Origin of the sequence: Pseudomonas sp. CJQ_9, from assembly GCF_043106615.1 — a bacterium.
Taxonomy (GTDB): domain Bacteria; phylum Pseudomonadota; class Gammaproteobacteria; order Pseudomonadales; family Pseudomonadaceae; genus Aquipseudomonas; species Aquipseudomonas juntendi.
On the sequence record NZ_JBICMS010000055.1, the window covers coordinates 144,934 to 163,109 of the forward strand.

Below are 18,176 nucleotides of genomic sequence, written 5' to 3' on the forward strand. Positions count from 1 at the left end.
ATGCTCGAACTACATCCAGACTCCTCGACCCCGTTGGTGAACCAGATCATCGACGCGCTGCGCGAGCTGATCGATAACCAGACCCTCAAGCCTGGCGCCAAGGTACCCTCGATTCGCGCCTTTGCCGCAAGCTACTCGGTGAGTACCTTCACCGTGGTCGAGGCATACGATCGCCTGGTGGCCCAGGGCTTGCTGGTGAGCCGGGGCAATGCAGGTTTTTTCGTCAACCGCGCGGCGGCCGAGCTGCTGGAGCAGCACAACACCGAGGCCGACACCAGTCGACCAACGTTCAACTCCGAGTGGTACCTGCAACAGATTTTCGAGATCCGTCAGTTGCCCTACAAACCCGGGTGTGGCTGGCTGCCCAACGACTGGATGTACGAAGACGGCCTGCGCCGTGGCCTGCGCCAGGTGGCCGGCAGCCCGCTGGAGCTGTCGGGGTACGGCGACCCCATGGGTCTGCCGGAGCTGCGTGCACTGACCGCACAGAACCTGCAGCAGGAATTGTCGATCGTCGCCAACCCGGCGCAGCTGATGTTGACCCACGGCGCCAGCCAGGCGCTGGACCTGGCCGCACGCACGCTGGTACGGCCGGGGGACGTGGTGCTGGTGGACGACCCGGGCTATCCGAACCTGATGAGCATCTTGCGTACCCTGGGCGCGACGCTGGTCGGCGTCCCGCGCACCCCGGCTGGCTACGACCTGAACCAGCTGGAGCAGTTGCTCGCCCATCACCGCCCGACGGCGTTCTTCACCCAGCCGCACCTGCACAGCCCGACCTGCTCACGCACCCCGCTGCCGCAGCTGCACCGGCTGTTGCAGCTGGCCAGCCAGCACGGCTTCCGCCTGGTCGAGAACAACCTGTACGCCGACATGGTCGCCGAGCCCCAGCCCTGCCTGGCCAGCCTCGACCACCTGCAGCAGGTGGTGTACGTGGGCAGCTATTCGAAGAGCATTTCGCCCAACGTGCGCGTCGGCTTCATGCTGGCCAACCCCGAGCTGATGCAGAAGCTGCTGCAGCTGAAAATGCGTTCGGGCTTGACCACATCGCAGGTGATGGAGCGTGTGGTCTATGCCGCGGTCATCGACGGCCGCTGGCGCAAGCACCTCAAGCGTCTGCGCCAGCGCCTGGCAGAGGCGCATCAGGAAGTTGGTCGGCATCTGCATCGATTGGGCTTTGAACTGTTCATTGAGTCCGACGAAGGCATGTACATCTGGACCCGCCATCCGGCGATCCCGGACAGCGCGGCATTGCTGGACGACGCGCTGGAGAAAGGCATCATGCTCGGGCCTGGGCAGTTGTTCATGGTCGATGCCAAAGCCACCGGCTGGATGCGCTTCAACGTGGCGTTCAGCACCGACCCGGCGATGTGGGAGTTGCTGGAGAAAGTGTTGGTCAAGCATGTGCGTCGGGCTGGGCTTTAAGCCATACCGGGCGTGTGAACTTGAGGTGTGCTTAGTACGTGTGGGAGCGGGCGTGCCCGCGAAAGGGCCGGGCCTGCGGGCCAGTTTCTGCCAGGCATTATGCGTTGCCGGTACCACCGTATTCGCGGGTGAACCCGCTCCTACATTGATCGATGATGCCGGCCCGGCCCCGCAGGACCGCAGGCCACCCCCGCCCGTCGTAGGAGCGGGTTCACCCGCGAAAGGGCCGGGCCTGCTGGCCGAGTTCTGCCTGACATAGCGCTTTGCCGGTACACCCTGTTCGCCGGTAAGCCCGCGAAACAGACAGCATGGTAGCACTCACCGCCAGTCCGCTTTGTCAGCAAAAAACGCGCGAGCGTTCGCCTCCAGGCTCTGCAGATGGTACCCCCCCTCCTGCACGACCAGGCATGGCAAGCGCAACGCACGGATACGCTCACCCAACACGCCAAAGCCCTCGGTCGTCACCGCCACCTTGCTCTGGGGGTCCAGCTCGTAGATGTCGAAGCCCAGCGACAACACCAACACTTGCGCACCAAAATCCTTCACCGCAGCCAGTGCGGTGTCCAGCCGGCTCAGGAAGTCCGCTTCGCTGGCGCCGTGGGGCATCGGCAGGTTGAGGTTGTACCCCTCCCCCTCACCACGGCCGCGCTCGTCCTCGAACCCGGCCACGCCTGGGTAGAAGTTGGTCGGGTCGCCGTGCACCGACACATACAGCACATCGCGCCGGTCGTAGAAGATTTCCTGGATGCCTTGCCCGTGGTGCATGTCGGTGTCGAGCACCGCCACCCGGCTGTAGCGGCCGCGCAAGACCTGGGCAGCGACGGCAGCGTTGTTGATGTAACAGAAGCCACCCGCCGCATCGAACCGCGCATGGTGCCCCGGAGGCCGGCACAGCGCGTAAGCCGCGGGCTCACCCTCGGCAATGGCCTTGGCGCCAGCGACCGCGCTCTGCGCGGACCAATAGGCCGAATGCCAGGTACGCTCGCCTACCGGGCAACTGCCATCGGCCAGGTAGCGCGCGGCCTGGGCGAGAATGCCACGCAAGGCATTGGGCTCACGCACGAAGATATTGGACATGACCTCGTCGCCCCAGTCATCGGGCACTTCCTTCCAGCGCGCATGGGCTTCTTCGAGGAAGGCCAGGTAGGCCTCGCCATGCACCGCCGCCAGCGGCTGCAGGCCGGCATCCTCTGGCTGGAGGATATCGAAGCCAAGGTCCCTGGCAGCCTGCAACAGGCGCTGGGCGCGCTCGGGCACCTCTTGGGGGGTGCGCATGGCGCCACGCGAGTAGTAGCTGCGCGGGTGATGCAGCAATTGTTCAGGGTGGAAGTAGCAACGCATCAGGCCTCTCCTGGTTCGACACGGCCGGCACGGGCCAGCACGGCATTGAGCAATACATCGGCACCCTGGCGTGCATCGTCGGGCAGAACATCCTCGGCTTCGTTGTGGCTGAGGCCGCCGATGCAGGGAATGAACACCATCGCCGTCGGGCAATAGCGAGCCAACAGGATGGCATCGTGCCCAGCGCCACTGACAATCGACTGCTGCGCATAACCCAGCGCATCCACCGCTTGCTGAACAGCGGCTACACAGTCCAGGTCGAACGGCGTGGCCGGGCTGACCCAGTGCCGTTCGATACGCACCTGCAACCCGCGCTGGCGGGCGATGGCCTGCAGCGCCAGGGTCAGGTCGCGCTCCATGGCCTCGATGGTTTCATCGCGGTGGTGGCGCAGGTCCACCGTGAATTGCAATACGCCGGGTATGGTATTGCGTGACGACTTGGCGATGGTCAGCTCGCCGACAGTGGTCAGCGCCTCGGGGGCATAGTCTGCTGCCAGCCGCTCGAGCGCCTGAATCATCTGCGCCGCACCGTACAAGGCGTCCTTGCGCAAGGGCATCGGCGTGGTGCCGGCGTGCGCGGCCATGCCTTCGACGGTCACATCCAGCCAACGAATAGCCTGGCCACCACTGACCACACCAATGGCCTTGGCGTTATCTTCAAGGATCGGGCCTTGCTCGATATGCGCTTCAAAATAGGCATCCACCGGCCCGCCCAGCGGCCGCTGGCCAGCGTAACCGGTACGCTGCAATGCTTCGGCGACGCTGATGCCTTGCGCATCGCGTATGGCCAAGGCTTGCTCCAGCGCCAGGGTGCCGGTGAACACGGCCGAACCGAACATCGCCGGTGTAAACCGGGCACCTTCCTCGTTGGTCCACACCGCGAGCTCCAGCGGCTTTCGGGTACTGATGCCCAGCTCGTCGAGGCGGCGCACCACCTCCAGCCCGGCCAGCACGCCATAGACACCGTCGAAACGGCCGCCCTCCGGCTGGGTATCCAGGTGGCTGCCGATCAACACCGGGGCGGCATCGGGGTCGGTGCCAGGGCGGCGCGCGAACAGGTTGCCGATGGCATCCACGCTCAGCGTCAGGCCCGCTTCGCGGCACCAGTGGCTGAATAGCTCACGGCCAGCCTTGTCTTCGTCGCTGAGGGCCAGGCGGCAACTGCCGCCGCGGGCGGTGGCGCCGATTTCGGCCATGGCCATCAAGCTCGCCCACAGGCGTTCGCCATTGCTTTTCAACATGTGCAGGTACTCCAGAATGAATCGGTTCGCTTAGGCCAGCTCGAGCTGCTGGCTGCGCGCGTACTGGCGCGCCAGGGCAAGCACGCAGATCAGAGAAAGGGTGGCGATCAGGGTGTAGAACACTGCCATCGGCCACCATTGCCCTGTGAAATGGTGGGCCAGCCAGGTGCCGATCAACGGGGTCAGGCCCCCGGCGATGGCGCCACACACCTGGTAGGCGAGGGAAATGGCGGTATAGCGCACACGGGTGTCGAACATGCCGCTGACGTAGCCTGCGATGACCGCGTAGAACGAGGCCATGCAGGCAGCGGCCAAGGCGATGCCGAGCACGATCAAAGGGCCTTGGCCCGAGCTGACCAGGGTGAACATAGGGTAAGGCGAGGCCATGGCCAGCACGGCCACCAAGGCCAGAAAGCGAGTGGCGCCGAGCTTTTCCGACAGCCAGGCAGCCAAGGGCTGTACGCAAAACTGGATGATCGCCACGAAGAACAGGCACTCCAGGATCAGCGAGCGCTCCAGGTGCAGCTGCTGGGTGGTGTAGCTGATCATGAAGGTATTGGTGAAGTAGACCCCGGCAATGCCCAGGGTGTTGGCACCGATGCACAGCAACAGCGGGCGCCAGGCGCTGCGCAGCACCTCGAAGACCGGTGCCTGCTCCTTGCGCCGGGCCGTTTCTGCCTGCTCGCGGCTGGCGATGAACGCGGGCGACTCGTTAACCCCCAGGCGAATGGCCAGGCCGACCAACAGCAGCAAGGCGCTGGCCAGGAACGGCACGCGCCAACCCCAGCTCATCAGGTCTTCTTCCGGAAGACGGGTGACTGCGCCAAAAGCCAGCAGTGACAGAATCAGGCCCGCCGGGCTGCCGAGCTGGGCGAACGAGGCGAAAAAGTTGCGCCGCCCCTTGGGGGCATGCTCGCCGGCCATCAGCACGGCCCCGCCCCACTCGCCGCCCACCGCAATGCCCTGGACGATGCGCAGCAGGACCAGCAGCACCGGCGCGCTGGCGCCAATTTGCGCATAGGTCGGCAACAGGCCGATGCACACCGTGACGATGCCCATCATCAGCAAGGTGATGACCAGCGATTTCTTGCGGCCGATACGATCGCCCACATGGCCGAAGACGATTCCGCCCAGCGGCCGGGCGAAAAAGCCCACGGCGAAGGTGCCAAACGCTGCCATGGTGCTGAACAGGCTGTCATCGGAGGGGAAGAACAAGGCACCGAACACCAGGGCCGCGGCGGTGGCATAGATGTAAAAGTCGTACCATTCGATCATGGTACCGATGAAAGCGGCGGCAGCGGCACGGCGTGGCTGGGCGCAAGTGACGGGCTTCATGGGGGCTCCTTTGCTTGTTGTTCTGGCAGGAGTGACGGGAATTCACGGTCGCGCTCTGGCGGCGCTTGGCTTGAGGGCCTCGATGCCTGTGATTTATCGGGCCAGGGCTATGATTAGTCAATTTTCTATTTATTATTCCAACTATTAACCCTGCTTATCATAGAGCCTTGCCATGTCTGACCGCTTGCTCAACGACCGCCTCGACTGGAACCTGCTGCGTACCTTCCGCGTCATTGGCCAGGAACTGTCCATCAGCCGCGCCGCTGCCCGCCTGCATCTCACCCAACCGGCAGTCAGCCAGGCCTTGAAGCGCCTGGAAGAACAGCTTGGCCGCCAACTCATCGCCCGCCGTGGGCCGCGTTTCGTGCTGACCGAAATGGGCGAACAGCTGTTCCAGCTGGCCGGCGAGGTGTACGGGCAGATGTCGCAGATCGGCAGTTTGCTGGCGCAGCCCACCGACGAACTGGTGGGCAAGGTGCGCTTGCTGATGATCAGCCGCATCGTCAGCGACCGCTTCGACGCCTTCCTCGCCGACTTCCATCGCCAGCACCCACGGGTGGACCTGGAAATCGACGTGATGCGCAGCTCCGACATCGTCGCAGCCTTGCAAGAGAAAACCGCCAGCGCAGGCTTGAGCTTGAACCGGCGCGCCCAGCCCAGGCTGGAGCAACGACTGTTTCTGCGCCAGCGGTACGCGTTTTTCTGTGGCAAGCACCATGCGCTGTTCGGCCAGGCCGAGGGCGACTTGCAGCGGGAGAACTTCGTCAGCTTCACCAGTGACCAGATTGGCGGCATGTTGTCGCCACTGACCATTTTCCGCGACCAGCAGGGCTTTGCCGGGCGCATCGTGGCCTCGTCACCGAGCCTCGAGGAAGTGCGCCGCCTGGTAATTGCCGGTTTCGGCATCGGCTGCCTGCCCGAGCACGTGGTAGCGCCGGATGTTGCAGCTGGGCTGCTGTGGAAGCTGCACCCGCTGGAGGGCATTGCCGATGTGGACATTCACCTGTTGTGGAACCGGGAGCAGCGCTTCAGCCGGGCCGAACAGGTGTTCATCGAGGGGCTGCAACAGCGCCTTGACTGACCTGCAGCGCCACCACCGGCGCTGCCAAGCGCGCATCGCGCCGGTGGCCTTGGCCGCCTTGTGGTGCAACTTGGATCCGATCAGGGGAAAGGGTATGCTGATACATAGCTAAATGCCATCACCCAGGCCGGCGCGATGCCTGCCTTCAAGGACGAACCCTTTGCCCAGCCACCCTACCCGCCATACCATTGCCCGCCAGTGGCAATTGCTCAAGCTGCTGCCAGGCCGCCACCCGGGCGTGAGCTCCACCCAGTTGCAACGTGCCCTGAGCGGCGTGGGCCACACCACCAGCAAGCGTACCGTAGAGCGCGACCTGGTCGAACTGGCCGCCCTGTTCCCGCTGCAATGCAACAGCAAGGGCATGCCCTATGGCTGGTACTGGCAACCGGGCCTGAGCCTGGAGCAAGCGCACCAGTTGCAACCCGACGCGCTATGCCCGGCGGCTCAGGTGGAGCTGCGCGCCTGGGTCGATGACGCCCTTGCCCGGCGCCTGGAGCAGGCGCCGCTGTCGGCAGATATGCAACTGACCGCGCAGGGCGACGGTGGCGCTGTGCTGGTGGCCACGGTAGACGACAACCGGGCACTGATGAGCTGGCTGCTGTCCCAGGCCGGCTCTATCCGCGTGCAGGCCCCCAAGGCGCTGCGCCTGGCCATGCTGGCGCAATTGCGCCAGAGCCTGGCCCTGCACGAAACGGTTGGTTGAAACCGTTGGCGGGCGTTACTGGCGCAGCCGCTCCAGGGCCTGCAGCACGAACGCGGTAGCGCGCTCCACCTGCCCTTCCCGGCAGGCGATACCCAACTGCCGCCACAGCCCGGGCCGCAGCGGTCGGTGGGCAATGCGCTGATCAAGCTCGGCGGCCTCCCCTTCTTGCGGCAGCAACGTCGCGCCATACCCGGCACCGACCAGCTTCTTGATGGCATCGTTGTAGTTCAGCTCGATACGCGGCTCGGGGTGCAACCCCGCCGCCGCAAACCACTCGGTTGTCACCCGCGACAGCTGGGTAGTGCTGTCATTCAAGATCAGCGCCCGTTGCGCCAGCCACGCAGGCGTGACCTTGGCCGGGGGCTGCCAGTCGGCCGGCACGTAGGCCAGGATCGGGTCGCGCCGCCAGGGTGTTACGGCCAGCCCCTTGACTGCCACCTGCGGCAACGCCACCAGCGCGACATCCAGCGTGCCCTCGCGCAAACGCGCCAGCGAGGCTTGCGAAGTGAGCACCTGCACTTGCACATCGATCCCCGGATGCTCCACCCGCAAGCCGGCCAACGCCTGTGGCAGCAAGTGGGCGATGGCCCCGGTCGAGGCACCCAGGCGTACCCGGCCGCTCAGGCCCTGCACCTGGCGGCGAACTTCGTCCAGCGCCTGGTCCGCGTCGGCCAGCAAGCGACGGGCGCGGGCCAGCAGCGTTTCACCGATGGCCGTGGGCCGTACCTGGCCGCGGGTACGGTTGAGCAACGGGGCGCCGACGCGCGCCTCCAGCTCGGCCACGTGCAGGCTGATGGTGGGCGGCGCCAGGTTGAGCTGGCGAGCCGCCTCGGCAAATGAACCCAGGTCGCTGATGAACACCAGCGTACGCAGGCGGTCGAGGCTGATTTCGCGCATGGTCGCTGCGGCTTCCTCACAAAACAAAGACTGACGGCTGAACGCCAAGGCAGCTTCAAGGGGCAGGTTCACCGCCAAAAGGCCAGCGCATCATTCAGAAAAGCTGAATGCGCTGATCATGATATTCAAATTTTCTTTAACAACGCCACCCGCGAACATAGGCCATCCCTTCTCAATCCGGACCCCCGACCATGCATACCCCTGTTGTCTTCATCGACGGTGACCAAGGCACCACCGGCCTGCAGATCCACGCTCGCCTGCAAGGCCGCAGCGACTTGCGCCTGCTGACCCTGCCAGAAGCCGAACGCAAAGACCCTCAACGGCGTGGCGAGGCGATCAACAGCGCCGACATCGCCCTGCTGTGCCTGCCCGATGCCGCCGCGCGCGAAGCGGTGGCCGCCATCCACAACCCGCAGGTGCGGGTAATCGACGCCAGCTCGGCACACCGCACCAGCCCAGGCTGGGTGTATGGCCTGCCCGAACTGGACCCGCACCAAGCCGAACGCATTGCCCAAAGCAAGCGCGTCAGCAACCCCGGCTGCTACCCCACGGGCGCCATCGCGTTGCTGCGCCCGCTGGTCAAGGCCGGCCTGCTGCCTGCCGATTACCCGCTGAACATCCACGCCATTTCCGGCTACTCCGGCGGCGGCCGCGCGGCGGTAGAACGGCATGAACAGCCCGCTGCCGACAAAGCCCCGGCCTTGCAACTGTACGGCCTGGACCTGGCGCACAAGCATGTGCCCGAGATCCAGCAGCACGCCGGGCTCTCGGCACGGCCCCTGTTCATGCCTGGCTACGGCGCCTACCGCCAGGGCATCGTGCTGAGCATCCCGCTGCAACTGCGCCTGCTGCCCGGACAGGTCAGCGCCGAACAGCTGCAAGCCTGCCTGGAACAGCATTACCAGGGAGCCCGCCATGTTCAGGTAATGCCTCTGCACCAACAAGGTGGCGCGGCCAACCTCGACCCTGAAGCCCTGAACGACAGCAACGACCTGCGCCTGGCGCTGTACGCCAACCCTGAACACGGCCAGGTACTGCTCACCGCCATCTTCGACAACCTGGGCAAAGGCGCGTCGGGTGCGGCGGTGCAAAACCTGGACTTGATGCTCGGCGCACTACAGGCGCGCGGCTGATGGGTCAAAACCGGTTAGACTGTACAGCCCGCGCCCTCCCTGTGCGGGCTGTACAGTCTAACCGCCGGAGCCTGCCCCCAGATGTTCATCCTGAGCCGCCTTGACAGCGTGCCGCCCGAGTCTTTCCAGAACCAGATCCGCGAGCTGGTGATTCACAACGTCGGTGAGTTGAGCAGTGTCGCGATCACTGCAGACAACCCGCTGTACCCGCTGTACCAGTACGGCGTCGGCATGGAGGTGCATCAGTACCTGCAAGCCCTGGACGGTAACCGCGGCCTGGCCGTGGCACTGACCCTGGCACTGGATGCCGAAGCGCCTGACCAGTTGTTGGGCTTTGCTCTGTCGCTACCCGCCGAGGACGATAAGCAGGCCTGTGCCCTGGCATTCATGGCCGTACGCGCCAGCCATCGCCGCCAGGGCATCGCCCGGGCGCTGTTGGGCGACCTGCAGGCGCGCCATGCCTGCGTCGAGCTGAACGCCTTCGCCAACCAGGTACCGTGGTTCGAAGCCATGGGTATGCAGGTGGTGGCCGCCAATGGTCCGCAAGTGCTGATGAGCAGCACCGGCCAGGCCAGCGGGGCTCTGATCGGCCGCCTGGACATCGCCCCCATCTACCAGACCGCCGAGGTGCTGCAGATTCATACCTACCTGCTCAACCAGCAAGGCGAAGATGCGATGATCGAAGCGGAGCAGATGCGCGACGAGCGGCTGGACGCGCTGACCGCACAGGCGCAGGAGTGTGTGCGCCAGCGCCAGCACGTGCACTGATCGCACCGTCAAGCACAACGCTCAGGGCCGCACCGCACCGCTCATGCTCGGCGCGGCCCGGCGGCTCAGCCATGCACCCAGCGCCGGTGCAGCCCGCGCGCCAGGGCATCGAGCAGAAAGCCCAGCACACCGATCAACAGCACCATGGCCATCAGCTCGGAGTACGCCAGGCGGTCGCGGGTATCGAGAATGAAATAGCCCAGCCCAGCACTGACCCCCAGCATTTCGCAGGGCACCAGCACGATCCACAGGATCCCGATGGCCAGGCGCACGCCCGTCAGCACATGGCCAATCACCCCCGGCACGATCACCTTGCACAAGGTTTCCCAGCGCGTGGCACTCAGGCTGCGGCTCAACTGCAGCCAGCGCGGGTCCAGTTGCCGCACCCCGGCGGCGGTGTTGAGCAGGATCGGCCACAACGCGGCGAACGCCAGCAAAAAGTAGATCGGCTGGTCACCCACGCCCATCAGCATCACCACCACCGGCATCCACGACAACGGCGAGATCATGCGCAGGAACTGGAATGCCGGCGTGGTCGCCGCCTCCAGGTGCCGGTAGCTACCTACCAGCAACCCCAACGGCACACCGATCAGCAACGCCAGCAACAAACCGACCAGGATGCGCTTGAGGCTGACCCAGATATGCCCGTAGACCTCGCCCTGCCCCAGCAGCTCGACCAGGCTGGCCAACGTGGCCTGCGGTGCAAACCGGGCCGACAGGCCATCGGCCTGGCCGAACACGGCGACCCCGGCCCACCACAGTGCCAGCAAGCCCAGCAAACCGGCCAGGCCAAGCCCGGCATGTACTACGTGCGTACGCATCAGACGGCGAACTCCTCGCTGCGCTCGTAGTTGTCGGCTATGCCGAACACCGACGGCCCGCCCACGGCGGCAATGGCGTTACGCACGAAGCGGTCATCCACCAGGTCGCGGGCAGTCTGCGCCGGGTCCAGGCCGGCGAGGAACGCGTGGTCACCTTCGATCAGGGTGTGCTGCAAGCGCTTGACCAGTGCTTCGGTGTAGCTCGGGAACGGGTAAGGCTGGAAATCGATGCGCTTTTCGTCCCACTGCTGGTGGCGAATAGCGCCGCTGGCGATGTAGCCGGCACGGTCCTCAGCCGCCGGGGCAAGGACCTTGGCCAGCACCGCCGGGTCATGGGGCGTGTACTTGTTGGCGCCAGCACGCGACAGCAAGGCTGCTGCTTCGGCGCGGTGGTCGCGGGTCCAGTGCTGGGCCTTGACGATGGCATTGACCACCTTCTGCGACCACTCGGGGCGGTTGTCGAGGTCGTGTTCGTGCATGAACACCACGCAGCAGGCATGGTTGCGCCAGACATCTCCCGTGAAACGCTGCACGCGGCCAACCTTGAGGTTCTCGGCCAGGGCGTTGAACGGCTCGGCGACGATGTAACCGGCTATGCGCTTGCTGGCCAGGGCCGGCGGCATGTCGGAGGGCGGCAACACCAGCAGGTTCACTTCATTGTCTGCCAATGCCGCACTGGCCGGCTTCGACACCGGTGTCAGGCCGTTGTCGTTGAGCATCTGCTGCAGCACGACGTTATGGATCGAGTACCAGAAGGGTATGGCCACGGTCTTGCCACCCAACTGCTTCATGTCTGTGATGTCGGGGGCGACGGTCAGGCCCGAACCGCCCACGTGGTTCCACGCCACCACCTTGGCCGGCACCTTGCTGGCATAGCGCGCCCACACGGTCATCGGCGACAGCAGGTGAATCACGTTCACCTGGCCAGAGATGAACGCCTCGATCACCTGTGCCCAACTGCGCAGCAATACCGGGCGTTCGGTCTTGATACCCTCGGCTTCGAACAGGCCGTTGTTGTGCGCCACCAGCAAGGGCGTGGCGTCGGTGATCGGCAGGTAGCCGATACGGACCGGCGCGTCCGGCTCGGCAGCGGCGCGGGCCTGCAGGCTCGACAGCAACGGCAGTGCACCGGCGGCGGTGAGCATGGCGCCCAGCTTGAGAAAATCACGTCGTGAAGACGAGGAACAGCAGTCATCCATGCACATGGACAGCCTCCGAGGCCTGGGGGGTTGGGGTGGGTTCGACCGTGCGGCTTGCTCGCCGGAGCGTCTTGAGGATTTCAATGCGCAGGGCGCCCAGTTCTTCTACCCGCTGCGTGCGCGGCTGCGGCAGGCCGATGTGCCACTGGCCGAGGATGTGCGCTGGATGGTCGCCCAGCAGCAGCACACGGTCGGACAGCAACAGGGCTTCGTCGATATCGTGGGTGATCAGCACCGCCGCCGTGTTGTGGGTGGCGATCAATTGCAGCAGCAATTGCTGCATGTCGGCACGGGTGACTTCATCCAGCGCGCCGAACGGTTCGTCGAGCAACAGCACTTCCGGCTGCCGTGCCAGGCAACGGGCCAGCGCGGTCCGCTGGGCCATGCCGCCAGACAGCTGCGCCGGGTAATGGCTGCGGGCGTGGCCCAGGCCCACGGCGGCGATAGCGTGGTCGATACGTGCACGGCGTTCGGCAGCCGCCAGCTTGGGCTGGCGGGCGAAGTCCAGGCCGAAGGCGACGTTTTTCTCCAGGCTCAGCCAAGGCAGCAGGCTGGGGTCCTGGAAGGCTACCGCCAGGCGCGGGTGTGGGCCCTGCAGCGGCTGGCCATGCAGCCGCACGCTGCCACCACTCGGCTGCTGCAGGCCGGCCAATACCCGCAACAGGCTGGACTTGCCAACGCCGCTGGGGCCCAGAATGCTCACCACCTCGCCGCGCCCCAGCTGCAGGTCGAACTGCGCCAGCACTTGCTGCCAGCCGCCCTCGCCCGGGTAGCCCAGGCTGATGTCACGGGCTTCGAGCAACATTGCACTCATGCCCCGGCTGCCTGGCGGTGCAGCTCGGCCCGCAGCTGCACCAGGCTGGGCGTGACGATCGGCACGAACGCCGATTCGCGCCAGCGGCGGGCAAAACCTTCGCCATACTCGCTGAGGTAGGCTTTGCCACCACTGGCCTGCAATTCCAGTTGCACCGCGTCGGCGGCACTTTCGGCCAGGGTGATGCGCAGCTTGAACAAGGCCGCCGGTTGTTGCAGGAAGCGGCCATCGAGCAAACCTTGCTTGAGTTCGCTGACGGTATTCTCCAGGCGCTCGCTGAGCACCTGGCGGGCTTCGTCCAGGAATGAGGCACGCCCCTGCAGGTGGGCCTGCACTTCGTCCAGTGCCCGGCGCGCCAGGCCAATGGCCATGCCACACTGCAACCCCAGGAAGGCGGGGCGTACCTGCGGCAGGAACGCGCGGGCATTGTCGTGCAGCAACCAGTCACGTGCCAGCGGCACCTGGTGGAAGGCCAAGGCAGCGGTGTTGCTCGACTGCAAGCCCATCAGTTGCAAGTCGTCGGAACGTTGCAGGCCCTGGGCATCCGAAGGAATGGCAAGTACGAACGGAGCACCGCCCGCGTCGTCCTCGATGGCCGCCGCTACCACGAACCCACTCTTGCGCAGGTTGGTCACCCAGTGCAGGCGGCCCTCAAGGTGCCAGCCATCGCCCGCCGGGCGGCCGCGCACTTGCAGGGCTTCGATGCCAGAGAGGAACTTCATGGCATTGGACAGGCCGGTGGCACCGGCCAGCTCGCCGGCCAGCAGCTGTGGCAGCAAGCGCGCGCGCAGCGGCTGGTTGGGGCTTTGCAACAGGTACTCGATAAAGGCGCGCTGGCCCCAACACACGAAAGCGGCAGCCAGCGAGCGGCTGGCGATGGCGGCAATGGCCTCGACCGCGTCGGTCACCTCGCCGCCGCTGCCGCCCAGGGTTTGGTCGACACCGACCCGCAGCAACTGTGACTCGGCGATTTGCGCCAAGACCTGGTGCGGGTCGCACTGGCCTTGGTCGATTGCCTCGGCATTGGCATCCAGCCATTGACGAAATGCAGCTTCAAGCATGTCCCTACTCCTTTGAAAACGCCGGCCGGGCCGGCACCGAGGCTGTTATGCGTCTGGCTGCCAGCGGTACTTGCTCAGTTCGTCGTTGAGTGGCGTCTGGGCGAACACATTAGCAAAGTTGCACAAGGTTGCGAGGCTTACGCCCAGAATCACTTCGAGGGCGTTGCCTTCGCTGAAACCGGCCTCGCGGAACGCCTGGTAGGTGGCTTCGCTGACATTGCCGCGGGTGGCGATGACTTCACGGGCGAACTCGGCCAAGGTTTCGTAGCGGGCATCCGGCAGCTCGCCACGGGCGCGCAAGGCGTCGACCACCTCGACCGGCAGCTTGGCCTTGTTCAGCGCCACGGCGGTATGGCCGGCCACGCAGAAGTCGCAGCCGTGCTGGGTTGCGGCGATCAGCTGAACCACTTCGCGCTCGGCCAGGGTCAGCTCGGACTTGCCGTTGAGGGCCGACACGGTCACGTAGGTTTCCAGCGCCGCTGGTGCGTTGGCCAGTACCCCCAGCAGGTTGGGGATGAAGCCGGAGTTCTTCTGCGCGTTCTCGAGGTACGGACGTGCGGCTTCCGGGGCGCTCTGCAGGGTGTGTAGAGTAATGCGCGAGGACATGGAGTGGTCTCCTTCGATGTGTGTCTATACAGTCTGTTGGTTATAAGAATTACCCTCCATATTCATCAGTCGCCTTTCCTTGCTCCTGAGTCTTTGCATTAGATGATTTCATCCAGCCACCTCGTCGATTGGTTATTAGAAGGCCTAGAGCTCGATGCCAGCCTGTTCCATGTCGGCCGTTACTGCGGCGGCTGGCATGCCAGCACCCAAGGCATGGGCCGCGCCAGTTTCCATCTGGTGGTGCAGGGGCATTGCTGGCTGCACCTGGATGGCCGCGCCGAACCTGCGCGACTGGAGGCCGGGGATGCGGTGTTCCTGCTGCGCGACCTGGGGTATCGGCTTTCCAGCGAACAGGACCTCGGCGACGCCTGCGCCCAACCGCGCCAGACCATGCAGGCACTGGAGCCGGGCGCGACGGATGGCGTGGGTCTGGTGTGTGGGTTCTTTCACTTTCGGCCGGGGCTCTCTTCGCTGATCGTCGAGGGCTTGGCCGACTTGATCGTGCTGCGCCGGGACGAGCCTGACGGGCATGCGGCGCGTGCCTTGTTCGGGCTCATCCTCGGGGAGTGCGAACGCCCCCCCTCGCCTTCACAGGCGCTGCTCGAGCGGCTGACGCACCTGTTGTTCCTCTACGCGCTGCGCCAGCAGGCGCATGCCGGGCAGTCGCTGGGCGGGCTGGTCGCCCTCGCCCGCCAGCCGGCGTTCGCCGGTTTGCTCGAGCAGTTGATCGAACAACCCGGGCAGGCCTGGACACTGGAGAGCATGGCGGCCTGCACAGGGCTGTCGCGCTCGGCGTTCTTCAAACGCTTCAATGAACTGGCCGGGCAGTCGCCGGGGCAGGTGCTGCTGGCGTTGCGCATGCGCCATGCCTGTCGGTTGTTGCGGGCGGGCAATACCGTGGAGCAGGTCGGGGCGCAGGTGGGGTATCAGTCGGTGGCGGCCTTTACCCGGGCCTTTGCAAAGGCGGTGGGGGTGCAGCCGGGGGCGTATCGGCGGCGCCCTCAGGATCGCTGTCAGCCGTGAAGTTGTTTGTAGCATCGCCGCTGCAACGATCCATGTGAAAGGCGGCCGTAGTCAAGCCCTGACACCCTTAGCGGTAAACACGACTGTGACACCTTTACCGCGGAAGTCCAATTCAGTAGGCAGATTGACTACATGATCATACTTAGCGTTTATCCACTCAAAATGAATTTCGATTGAATCAAGCTTTTGTGTCGGGTCGCTGATCGTCAGGGTTAACGTGGAGTCCTCGAGGTGCGCGATAAACGCCAACGGCGACTTGGGTTTTATTTTAACATCACCCAGGTCAATTTCAGCGCCCGCACTGAAGATTGCCCCCGCAGCCATACCCTTCTCGACCGAAGTGATAGTTTGCGACGCTTCGGAACACACAAATGAACATTGAGCGCCAGCAGAGCCAGCCTTTCGAATCACATAGGCATATCTATCTTTACTTCGTTTACCATGATTGATCCACAGGGAAAAAGTACCACCACTCACAGGCTCGGCAGACTGCCCCTTATTGATGGATTTCCAAGTACCTCGACTGGTAGTCAATTCGACTGTCACGTCTGCTGGCAGCAGAAACTGATAAAGAAGGCCGTCATGCCTCACTTCAGAAATATCAAATCGCCTGAGCTCCCCGGACATGATGCTATGCGTCTCTTTCCCGCCAGTCATTGTTGCCCTTACCAGTCCCTCGTCATGCCAGCACTGGTTCACTGTAGTATGGACATTGTTAGCAACTTTCGAAAGATCACCAGTGAGACCCAGAAAATAAACCGCACCTGGCAATGCAATGATTGTTTTTTGGCATTCTTTAATATTCTGCCGCGTCAGAATCATGGTCGCAACGCCCGTCTCACCGTCGCTGAGAACACCGGAAAAATCGTGACTACCCCCTGCACCGTACCCAAACTCCACTAGCGGATAATTGAAACGCGGGACCTCTTCGACTGTGGTGCCGGGTAGGTACTGCCAATGCCACACAGGCGGGATACCCTCATATTCCTTGCCATGAGTATGGACGAAGTAGCTACCACTGCCCATATAATAACCCTTGAGGTTTTCACCATTCCCCGTTTCCGTACCTACCGTTCTCTTGGAGATAACTTTACAAAAAACGGCGAAGTCATCATCAATATGGGACAAAAAGTCGTTTGTCCAAAAAGCCCGACTACCTCTGTAACCTGGAGTCGTCAGGACTTCACCTGTAGCGAGTTTCCTTAATTCCCGCAATCTCTCTGGCTTTTTTGCCGTCGGTAACAGCAAGTCAATCCACCTCGTCCAACTGCCAGTCCCACCTTCCCCCTTGCGGCTGATAACTCGCCCACGAGTATGGAAATCATAAGATCCGGCATAGGCGCACCACGCCAGTCCCTCAGTCATGTGTAGTTCGAGCTTTTCCAGGCTCTCTGAGGCAAGAGAAAAGACACCACTCAGCATCGAGCAAGCATGAAAAACGCCTCGTAAAAATTCAGCACCGTAACTGCCTGCGTACAATTGCGAACATACAGAATTTTTCTCTTTGGTAGCGTATGGGTTATGCGCGCTGTAGCTGTAATCCACCCGCATGCCTTCACCCCAACTCGGCTTGCGAAGGTAGGCAAACTCACAACACCGGGAGATCTCCTTGGAAGCCGCATAGGCATGCTTTAAATAATCCAGGTCCGCCGTAGCCTTCCACCCTGCAAACGCCCATAGCAATTGGTTTGAGGCAAGATCTGTTTGGTTGGCACCGCTCATATCCAGGTCAACATTAGAGATATTCTGCACATAAGCGAGGCACTCAGCAGGTGCTTGCCTTGCTCCAGCCAACACTATCAGACAACGCCCTATGCTTCGGGCCAACCCGATATTGATATGCCACCAGTTAGTTGTGGCGTAGGCTTGTTGAGTAAAAAACACTAACGCCTCTACCGCACAAGCAGTATAAATATCTTTACTTTGCTGAATTCCAACGCTGGCCAGGCTGTGCACACGATGCAGATGTTCGTACAGCGGCGCGGTGTTGTGACCTGCCTGCTGCTGCGGATATTCGATATCTTGGAAGGCGCCACCTTTACAGCTTTCTTGCCAGGCCTTCACGTCCGATTCCGCCGCTGAAGTGGTCGCGCCAGTGTTCAAACGTGTGAATGTCTGTTCGGCATCGAGCAACCAGGCGCTCTGATTTGTTGCCATACATTGTGTGGCTTCTTCAATCCACTTATCACTAATGCTCATAGCGCCCTCGAGTCATTGGATTGTCAGGATCTTCTTCCCCTTGGCTTATCAGGATCTTCATCGCGCTCATGGCCTATGGCAACTGATAATAGTGTCAGTTGCGGTTCTTGGAAAATGGTCTATCCGTGCTCCCGCAGTCGATAATCTTCTGTCCATCACAGGACGCGCCTAGCATTTTTGCCAGTTGCCGCAATTTGGTGAGTGCGGATCAATAACGTATCTCTCATGCCGATGGAGCGGTACCATGTCATCCACATCAGATACGACAAACGTTGCCAGCACCGCACCTTCCTGGCAACGCTGCAACGTGGGCATTCCATTGAATGATAAATGGAGCGAAGCGGTACGTACCTTCGATGTACTTGACGGCGTCACCGGCGAACCGCTGCCAGGCTCACCATTGTCGTTCCGTTTTGGTGATCAGAATACACAGGACAAGTGGCCGGCGTTGGTGCAACAAAAACTCAAGGCCAGCGGCCTGGATGCTTACCTGCGTCTGGGGACTGCAACAGCGGTCGATGGAAACATT

Annotated in this window: 17 protein-coding genes; 7 read left to right on the forward strand and 10 right to left on the reverse strand. The window is 63.2% G+C overall.

Annotated features, from left to right (window positions below; translation table 11 throughout):
• Positions 1-1,425: a PLP-dependent aminotransferase family protein gene (locus tag ACF8SD_RS10690; protein ID WP_173889651.1), complete on the forward strand. Its 1,425-nt coding sequence runs from the start codon at positions 1-3 to the stop codon at positions 1,423-1,425.
• Positions 1,426-1,743: 318 nt separating this feature from the next.
• On the opposite strand, the gene ACF8SD_RS10695 is transcribed toward ACF8SD_RS10690, so the two are convergent.
• Genes ACF8SD_RS10695 through ACF8SD_RS10705 form a run of 3 tightly spaced genes read right to left on the reverse strand, consistent with a single transcriptional unit; the run spans position 1,744 to position 5,342 of the window.
• Entirely contained in the window at positions 1,744-2,766 is a 1,023-nt protein-coding gene (locus ACF8SD_RS10695; RefSeq protein ID WP_392484885.1) for a histone deacetylase family protein, read from the reverse strand.
• Complete coding sequence (locus tag ACF8SD_RS10700; RefSeq protein WP_173889655.1) at positions 2,766-4,007, reverse strand: Zn-dependent hydrolase; 1,242 nt, start codon at positions 4,005-4,007, stop codon at positions 2,766-2,768. Before ACF8SD_RS10700 ends, ACF8SD_RS10695 begins: the two co-directional genes overlap by 1 nt.
• 30 nt (positions 4,008-4,037) lie before the next feature.
• On the reverse strand, positions 4,038-5,342 hold the full coding sequence (locus tag ACF8SD_RS10705; protein WP_173889657.1) for an MFS transporter: 1,305 nt from the start codon (positions 5,340-5,342) through the stop codon (positions 4,038-4,040).
• Positions 5,343-5,514: 172 nt separating this feature from the next.
• Here ACF8SD_RS10705 and ACF8SD_RS10710 point away from each other — a divergent pair, with 172 nt between their 5' ends.
• Positions 5,515-6,423, forward strand: a complete 909-nt coding sequence (locus ACF8SD_RS10710; protein ID WP_173889659.1) for a LysR family transcriptional regulator — start codon at positions 5,515-5,517, stop codon at positions 6,421-6,423.
• Positions 6,424-6,583: 160 nt separating this feature from the next.
• Positions 6,584-7,126 carry a WYL domain-containing protein gene (locus ACF8SD_RS10715; protein ID WP_173889660.1) on the forward strand — a complete coding sequence of 181 codons (543 nt, stop codon included), beginning with the start codon at positions 6,584-6,586 and terminating at the stop codon, positions 7,124-7,126.
• A 15-nt stretch (positions 7,127-7,141) separates the two neighbouring features.
• Here ACF8SD_RS10715 and ACF8SD_RS10720 read toward each other — a convergent pair whose 3' ends face one another.
• Positions 7,142-8,023 (reverse strand): LysR family transcriptional regulator, encoded by an 882-nt coding sequence (locus ACF8SD_RS10720; protein WP_173889662.1) that lies wholly within the window; start codon positions 8,021-8,023, stop codon positions 7,142-7,144.
• Between the two features lie 191 nt (positions 8,024-8,214).
• On the opposite strand from ACF8SD_RS10720, the gene argC reads away from it, so the two are divergent.
• Positions 8,215-9,156, forward strand: coding sequence for an N-acetyl-gamma-glutamyl-phosphate reductase (gene argC / locus ACF8SD_RS10725; protein WP_110677269.1), 942 nt, complete (start codon positions 8,215-8,217; stop codon positions 9,154-9,156).
• Positions 9,157-9,237: 81 nt separating this feature from the next.
• Complete coding sequence (locus tag ACF8SD_RS10730; protein ID WP_173889665.1) at positions 9,238-9,924, forward strand: GNAT family N-acetyltransferase; 687 nt, start codon at positions 9,238-9,240, stop codon at positions 9,922-9,924.
• Positions 9,925-9,989: 65 nt separating this feature from the next.
• Here ACF8SD_RS10730 and ACF8SD_RS10735 read toward each other — a convergent pair whose 3' ends face one another.
• The 5 genes from ACF8SD_RS10735 to ACF8SD_RS10755 are packed head-to-tail and all read right to left on the reverse strand — an operon-like array spanning position 9,990 to position 14,425.
• Positions 9,990-10,745, reverse strand: a complete 756-nt coding sequence (locus tag ACF8SD_RS10735; RefSeq protein ID WP_009685594.1) for an ABC transporter permease — start codon at positions 10,743-10,745, stop codon at positions 9,990-9,992.
• A complete protein-coding gene (locus tag ACF8SD_RS10740) occupies positions 10,745-11,950 on the reverse strand; it encodes an ABC transporter substrate-binding protein (protein ID WP_392484887.1) in 1,206 nt (401 codons plus the stop codon). Before ACF8SD_RS10740 ends, ACF8SD_RS10735 begins: the two co-directional genes overlap by 1 nt.
• Positions 11,937-12,758, reverse strand: a complete 822-nt coding sequence (locus ACF8SD_RS10745; RefSeq protein ID WP_392484888.1) for an ABC transporter ATP-binding protein — start codon at positions 12,756-12,758, stop codon at positions 11,937-11,939. Before ACF8SD_RS10745 ends, ACF8SD_RS10740 begins: the two co-directional genes overlap by 14 nt.
• Complete coding sequence (locus ACF8SD_RS10750; RefSeq protein ID WP_392484890.1) at positions 12,755-13,819, reverse strand: acyl-CoA dehydrogenase family protein; 1,065 nt, start codon at positions 13,817-13,819, stop codon at positions 12,755-12,757. Before ACF8SD_RS10750 ends, ACF8SD_RS10745 begins: the two co-directional genes overlap by 4 nt.
• A 45-nt stretch (positions 13,820-13,864) precedes the next feature.
• Positions 13,865-14,425: a carboxymuconolactone decarboxylase family protein gene (locus tag ACF8SD_RS10755; RefSeq protein ID WP_392484891.1), complete on the reverse strand. Its 561-nt coding sequence runs from the start codon at positions 14,423-14,425 to the stop codon at positions 13,865-13,867.
• Positions 14,426-14,527: 102 nt separating this feature from the next.
• Between ACF8SD_RS10755 and ACF8SD_RS10760 the strand changes: the two genes are divergently transcribed.
• Positions 14,528-15,448: an AraC family transcriptional regulator gene (locus ACF8SD_RS10760; protein WP_392484893.1), complete on the forward strand. Its 921-nt coding sequence runs from the start codon at positions 14,528-14,530 to the stop codon at positions 15,446-15,448.
• A gap of 51 nt (positions 15,449-15,499) precedes the next feature.
• On the opposite strand, the gene ACF8SD_RS10765 is transcribed toward ACF8SD_RS10760, so the two are convergent.
• Entirely contained in the window at positions 15,500-17,647 is a 2,148-nt protein-coding gene (locus tag ACF8SD_RS10765; RefSeq protein WP_392484895.1) for a polysaccharide lyase family 8 super-sandwich domain-containing protein, read from the reverse strand.
• A 244-nt stretch (positions 17,648-17,891) separates the two neighbouring features.
• Here ACF8SD_RS10765 and ACF8SD_RS10770 point away from each other — a divergent pair.
• A partial coding sequence (locus ACF8SD_RS10770) for a hypothetical protein (RefSeq protein ID WP_392484897.1) occupies positions 17,892-18,176 on the forward strand: 285 nt, incomplete at its 3' end.